This is a genomic window from Planctomycetota bacterium (assembly GCA_038746835.1).
GTDB lineage: Bacteria > Planctomycetota > Phycisphaerae > Tepidisphaerales > Tepidisphaeraceae > JBCDKH01.
This window is the reverse complement of the sequence record JBCDKH010000201.1, coordinates 1-6,329: the sequence shown is the minus strand read 5'-3', so window position 1 is coordinate 6,329 and position 6,329 is coordinate 1. Positions and strand designations below refer to the sequence as shown.

Below are 6,329 nucleotides of genomic sequence, written 5' to 3'. Positions count from 1 at the left end.
GTCGAGGTCGATGATGCGACGCTCCAGCTCGACCACCGGCTCCTCGAACGGCAGCACCACCGACGGCACCGGTGTCTTGTGCGTCGGTGACGGAGCGGCGTCGACGGCCTCCAGCTCCTCCTCGGTACCGACGACTTTGGGGGCGATGGTCAGAGTCATGAGCGACAGGCACCCGGCCGTCTACCGGGCTGCCAGGTGACGCCAACGGTAGATCGGCTGCGACGAGACGACAACAGGCCCGGCGTGTGACGTCGCCGTGCGCTCAGCACGTTCCGATAACTTCGGTGGCCGGCCGGACGCAATCGCGACGACGGTTCCCCGAATCGAGCGACCGTTCCGTGTCCGACATGCTGTAGCGTCGAGCTGTGGCGACCGTCTCTTCCCTCTGCGTCATCGGAACTGGTCTGATCGGGACCAGCGTCGGGCTCGCGGCTCGTCGCGCAGGTATCGAGCGTGTCGTTGGCGTCGATCGCGATCGCGGCGTTGCAGATGCCGCTCTTGCCATCGGCGGCTTCACCGAACTCCTCGATGACGTGGCCTTAGCCGAGGTCGAGCTTGTCGTCGTCGCGACGCCCGTCACAGCAGCCGCCAGCATCCTGCCGTCGATCCTTAGCGACGCGGTCGTCACCGACGTAGTGAGCACCAAACGGACGATCCTGCGCCTGGCAAGCGAGGCGGGACTCGGCGAGCGGTTCTGCGGGGCCCATCCGATGGCCGGGTCCGACCGGTCCGGGCCCGATGCAGCCAGAGCGGACCTCTTCGACGACGCGCCATGCCACCTGTGCCCTGGAGAGGCGTCGGCGGCAACCGTCGAACGCGTGACGGCGTTCTGGCAGTCACTCGGCTGTCGCACGACCACGCCAATGTCGGCCGAGGCGCACGACCGGCTCGTCGCGCGCGTCAGCCACCTGCCACACGTGACGGCGGTCGCTCTTCGGACGCTGCTCGCGGGCGATCATGTCCACGGCGGTCAGGGCATGGCCGACATGACGCGCATTGCCGGCGGCGACACGGAGCTGTGGCTCGGCATCCTCAGCGACAACGCCGACGAGGTCGCCGATGCGACCGAAGCCCTCGCCGGAGCGCTCCAGACATTCGCTCGACACCTACGCGACGGCGAACGTGACGACATACGCCACGCACTCGCTGCGGTGCAAAAACACACGGCCGTCGAATGACGGCCGCGGGTTCGAAGGCAGATCGAAGGACCTGCGGATTTACTCGGTGACTTCCATGCCCGCGTCCTCATCGACGTCGCTTTCGCAACCGACGGCGGTGAAGGTGATCGGGGCCATGAGCGTGCCGACGAAAATGAGAAGGCCGAGGCGCTTGAGAAGCTTCATGGGTGACTCCAGAAGATAGAACAAGAACGAAGGGCCACCCGATGCTGCACGTTGCGGCGACGGATGCCTCGCGTCGGTTTATAGTGGTTCGCCCGACGAAACGGAAATGCGCCGACTCCACGACAGGTTGGGCGGCCACTTCATCCGCCGTGGGACAGGCCGAGTTTGCTGATGGCTCAGAATCTTCCTGTCGTCGAAGCCCTGCTCCGCCACTTCGGACGCCTGCCCGGGATCGGGCCACGCTCGGCGGAGCGGATCGTGTTCGATCTGCTCCGCCGCGACACCGACGAGGTCCTGGCGTTCGCCGAAGCCCTCTCGGACATCAAGACCAAGGTCAAGCACTGCCCGATCACCTTCAACCTGACCGACGGCGACCGCTGCCGCATCTACGACAACCCGCGGCGTAACCGGCAGCAGGTGCTCGTCGTCGAGCAGCCCAAAGACGTCATCGCCATCGAAGACGCCGGCAGCTTCAAAGGTACGTACCACGTCCTGCTCGGCCGACTCGCCCCGCTGGAAGGCGTCGAGCCCGAAGACCTGACCGGTGACGCCCTCTTCAAACGCGTCGCCGACGACGACGTGCAGGAGGTCATCCTCGGCACCAATCCGACTCTCGAAGGCGACACGACGGCGCTCTACCTGACCGACGAAATCCGCAAACGCCGGCCGAAAATCACGATCACCCGACTCGCCCGAGGCCTGGCCGCGGGTGGGGCGATCGAGTACGCGAACCGTTCGATGCTCGCCGACGCGTTGCAGAATCGTCAGGCGATGGAAGGCGACGACGAGTGAGCAAGCCGACGCTGCTGTTGGCCGAGGCGATCGAGCCGCGTCCGCGTGCCTGGGCCGGCGAGCGGGCGACGCTGCTCGACGGGCCGACCGACGACCACCTGGCAGGGTGCGAAGGCATGGTCGTCCGGTCGTACACGCCGGTGACGCCTGAGCTGCTCGACAAGGCACCGAAGCTCAAGGTCGTAGGCCGGGCCGGCGTCGGGCTCGACACGATCGACGTCGCCGAGTGCCGGCGTCGCGGCGTCGAGGTCGTCTACACGCCTGACGCCAACACCAAGGCCGTCGCGGAGTTCGTCGCCGGATTGGCCGTCAAGCTCGTCCGGCCGTGGCATGCCAACGCGCTCGACTTCACCGACGCCGGCTTCAAACGACTCCGCAAGAGTGCCGGCGAGCACGTGAGCGACCTGCTCATCGGCGTCCTCGGCATGGGCCGGGTCGGGCGAGCGGTCAGCGGCGTCTTCGAGCGTGGTTTCGGGGCACGCGTGATGTACCACGACCTGCTCGACGTCTCGGCCGAGGTAACGACGGCTGGCTTGGCCGCCGAGTCGGTGTCGTTCGACGAGCTAGTCCGCCAGTGCGACCTGCTCACGCTCCACGTCGACGGGCGACCGGACAATGCCGGATTGCTCGATGCCAGCGTGCTGCATCACGGCAAGTTCCGCTTCGTCATCAACACAAGCCGCGGCCTCGTGGTCGAGCCGCTCGACCTGCTTCGCGCGGTGGACGACGGCAAGATCGAAGGCGTCGCAATCGACGTGTACAACCCCGAGCCACCTCTGGCCGATTCGCCGTACAGGACGCTCATGGGGCGCCACGCCGATCGCGTCCTGCTCACGCCGCACATGGCCAGTCGGACGACCGTCGCCGTCGAGGCGATGAGCTGGGTCGTGCGCGACGTTGTCGCGGTGATGAACGGGCAGAGGCCGAAGTTTCCTGCGCCGTAGTGCTTGTCACGCCGCCTTGCGTGCAGCGGGCCTTGGCAAGCTGAAGACTTTGACGCGGTTGCGACCGGTTTCCTTGGCGTGATAGAGCGCCTTGTCGGCTGCCTTGAGCAGCAGCGCGGCTTTGTCGAGCGGACTGGGCGGCTCGTAGGCACTCACGCCGAAGCTTGCGGTGACGAAGAGGCCGACGTCGCCACAGTCGACCTTGTCGGCTTCGAGTTGTGTCCGGATCACTTCCGCCAAGGCTGCGGCGGTGGAACGCTCGGTGCCCGGCAGAATGAGTGCCATCTCTTCGCCGCCGTATCGCGCAGCCATGTCGCCGTCGCGGCAGGACATGTCGAGCAGTTCGGCCACCTTTTTGATGACGGCGTCGCCGACCTGGTGGCCGTGCGTGTCGTTGACACTCTTGAACTTGTCGATGTCGGCCATGATGAGCGACAGCGGCTCCTTGGCACCGACGGCCGCGGCGAGCTCTTCGGCAAGGAACCGGTCGAACTCGGCGCGATTGGCCAAGCCCGTCATCGGGTCGGTCGTCGCCTTCTTGGTCAGCTCGGCCTCGCGCTTGGCGAACTCGAACTCCATGTCGACCGCCTTCTGCTGAAGGTCCTGGGCGGCCTGCTGGCTCTGCATCGTGATCTCGACCAGTGCATCGGTCGCGTCGCGCAGAATCTTGTCGTACTTCGCTCCGGCGCCGACGTCGATCTCGAATGCCGTCGTCGTCTCCTTGACCGATTGGTTGAGCTTGTCGAGCAGTTGGTCGGCAAAGCCCTGGGGATCATCGGCCGGGCCAGCGGGTGACATCGCGAGCAATTTGGCTGCGGACTCACGCACGTCGGCGATCGCTTGAGCGGGTTCTTCATCCACAAAGACGTCTGCACACCGGCTTGCCACCGAGACGACTCGCGCCATCGTCTGCAGCGTTTCGTCTCCGGCCTCGTCTGGCTGGATGTGCCATCGCACGGGTTCCGACAGGACGGGAGGCAGCTTCCACAGCTCCGACACGTAGCCCGCGACCTCGGCATGGTCGGTCTCGATTCGCGACCGTTCGGCAACGTCCTGCTCTATGTGCGACTTGGTCAGCGCACAGACCCGTCCATACTCGTCGGGCAGCACCAGATCGAGAATCAGCATCCCGATGTCCGACAGCAGACCGCAGACGAACAACTCTTCCGTCTGCATCACGCGGCAAGCGACGCCCAGCTCCTTGGCAGCACAGGCCGTGTAGAAGCTCCGCTGCCAGTACGTCTTGTGGTCGAAGCCCTCGGACGACTTGTCCATCAGACCTTCGACGAGGCTGAAGCCGAGGACGAGCGTTTTGACTGACTGAAGCCCCATGACCACCAGCGCCTGCTCGATGGTCGTGACCTTCTGACTCCGGCCGTAGAAACTGGAGTTGACGGTCTTGAGCACCCGAGCCGACAGAGCCGGGTCCTGGTTGATCACGTCGGCCAAAGCCCCCATGTCGACTTCGCTGTCCCGAGCCAGGCGAAGTACCTCGACGGCCACCGTCGGCAACGACGGCAACCCGGGGCAGTCTTTGATCTTGTCTTGAAGCGTGGTGTCCATGGGTGCTTGTCGCGCAGATCTGCTGGCCGGCCCCCAAACGGACGGCGTCTGGCCCACGCACTCCTTGCATCGGTTGAGCCCTTCGCGGGCATGACGCCGAGAATCCGCCAGACACAATGTCGCCGCCAGCTGGCGTAGCCGTCACGCCTCGGCGGTGTCGAGACCTCGCGCGAAGTTGTGGCCGAGGTAGACTCGCCGCACCGTCTCGTCCGCCGCGGCGTCGGCGGGCTTGCCACTGAAAAGCAACGTCCCAGAATCCACGATCAACGCCTCGTCACACACCTGCAGCGTGCGCTCGGCGTCGTGGTCGGTGATCAGGACGCCTTTGCCGAACTCGTCGCGAAGACGGCGGATTTCCCCCTGAATCTCCTCTTTCGCTACCGGATCCACCCCGGCGAACGGCTCGTCCAGCAGCATCAGCTTCGGATCCGTGACCAACGCCCGGCTGATTTCAAGCTTGCGCCGCTCACCACCACTGAGCACGGCGGCCGGGCTGTCTTTGACGTGGCTCAAGCCGTACCGCTCGAGCATGTCCATCGCGCGGTCCTGCCGCTCCTTTCTCGAAAGCGAGCGTGTTTCGAGGATGGCGATGAGGTTCTGATAAACCGTCAGCCGACGAAAGTCTGAGCGTTCCTGGCTGAGGTAACCAATGCCCAGGCGTGCGCGACGGAACATCGGCAGGTGTGTCACATCCGTCCCGTCGAAGGCGACCGTGCCGGCATCGGGCACGACCATGCCGAGGATCATGCGGAAGGTCGTCGTCTTGCCGGCACCGTTGCGGCCGAGCAGCCCGACGATCTGCCTTGGCTGCACGCCGAACGACACGCCGTCGACGACGCGTCGTCCGCTGTAGGTTTTGGCCAGTCCTTCGACTTCGAGGAGGTTCAAGGGGACACCGAGGCAGAGGGTGCGACAGACGCGCTCATGCTACCGCCAACGCCGACCGCTGGTTCACGTAAGTCCAACTACGGCAAGCCCTATCGGAAACTTGTGCGCTGGGGTTTCAACTTGCGTGAAAGTTGATACGGTGGGCGGTGGCCCTCGGGGGGCCGGTAGATCGACTTCACACGACTCAGATCGACGAGGACTGTCATGATGACTGTTGCGGAACCAGCTGTCGAAACCACGCACGACACCCACGACCAGCCGCCGACCAAAAAGGGCACGGTCAAGTGGTTCAACGATCCCAAGGGCTTTGGCTTCATCCTCGACGACGACGGCCGAGACGTCTTCGTCCACTACCAGACCATCGAGGGTGACGGCTTCAAAACGCTCGAGGAAGGCGAGGCCGTCCTCTACGACGACGAAGACGGACCCAAAGGACGCCGTGCCGTCCGCGTCGTCCGCTCGGACACCGACTCGAACCGCCTCGGCCGGTCGCATCGAAGCTGACCTGGAAAGCAGCGGCTGACCGCTAGGCCACCTGTGCCTGCCGTGCGAGCTTGCCGAAGAGCGTCAGGCCCTTGGCCTCGACGACATCTACATTCGCCAACGAACCCGCGAGCGCCGGGTCGCCGTCAAAGACGACGATCTGGTCGCCTCGCGTGCGTCCGACCAGCTGCTCGACCGCCGCACGGCGATTGAAGCCGCTGCCGAGCGTGACGTTCGATGCCGGATACGCCTTGGCCGCGTGCTTGCTCGGCCCTTCGACCATCAGCTCCAGCCGTCGGCCGACCAGCTCCAGGTT

Annotated in this window: 7 protein-coding genes and 1 pseudogene; 4 read left to right on the top strand and 4 right to left on the bottom strand. The window is 65.2% G+C overall.

Annotated features, from left to right (window positions below; translation table 11 throughout):
* Positions 1 to 365 precede the first annotated feature (365 nt).
* Positions 366 to 1,178 (top strand): prephenate dehydrogenase/arogenate dehydrogenase family protein, encoded by an 813-nt coding sequence (locus tag AAGI46_14830; protein ID MEM1013481.1) that lies wholly within the window; start codon positions 366 to 368, stop codon positions 1,176 to 1,178.
* 39 nt (positions 1,179 to 1,217) lie between these two features.
* Here the strand turns inward: AAGI46_14830 and AAGI46_14825 are convergent, their stop codons facing one another.
* Positions 1,218 to 1,343, bottom strand: a complete 126-nt coding sequence (locus AAGI46_14825; GenBank protein MEM1013480.1) for a hypothetical protein — start codon at positions 1,341 to 1,343, stop codon at positions 1,218 to 1,220.
* A gap of 171 nt (positions 1,344 to 1,514) precedes the next feature.
* Between AAGI46_14825 and recR the strand changes: the two genes are divergently transcribed.
* The gene (recR, locus tag AAGI46_14820; GenBank protein MEM1013479.1) at positions 1,515 to 2,135 is read left to right on the top strand and encodes a recombination mediator RecR; all 621 of its coding nucleotides are present in this window, start codon (positions 1,515 to 1,517) and stop codon (positions 2,133 to 2,135) included.
* Complete coding sequence (locus AAGI46_14815) at positions 2,132 to 3,079, top strand: NAD(P)-dependent oxidoreductase (protein ID MEM1013478.1); 948 nt, start codon at positions 2,132 to 2,134, stop codon at positions 3,077 to 3,079. Before recR ends, AAGI46_14815 begins: the two co-directional genes overlap by 4 nt.
* A 6-nt stretch (positions 3,080 to 3,085) precedes the next feature.
* Here the strand turns inward: AAGI46_14815 and AAGI46_14810 are convergent, their stop codons facing one another.
* Together AAGI46_14810 and lptB are read right to left on the bottom strand one after the other, a co-directional pair.
* Positions 3,086 to 4,642, bottom strand: a complete 1,557-nt coding sequence (locus AAGI46_14810; protein ID MEM1013477.1) for a GGDEF domain-containing protein — start codon at positions 4,640 to 4,642, stop codon at positions 3,086 to 3,088.
* A 141-nt stretch (positions 4,643 to 4,783) separates the two neighbouring features.
* Positions 4,784 to 5,530, bottom strand: a complete 747-nt coding sequence (lptB, locus tag AAGI46_14805) for an LPS export ABC transporter ATP-binding protein (protein MEM1013476.1) — start codon at positions 5,528 to 5,530, stop codon at positions 4,784 to 4,786.
* Between the two features lie 273 nt (positions 5,531 to 5,803).
* Between lptB and AAGI46_14800 the strand changes: the two are divergent.
* Positions 5,804 to 6,034: pseudogene (locus AAGI46_14800) on the top strand (cold-shock protein).
* Positions 6,035 to 6,056: 22 nt separating this feature from the next.
* On the opposite strand, the gene AAGI46_14795 reads toward AAGI46_14800, so the two are convergent.
* A partial coding sequence (locus AAGI46_14795; GenBank protein MEM1013475.1) for a TRAM domain-containing protein occupies positions 6,057 to 6,329 on the bottom strand: 273 nt, incomplete at its 5' end.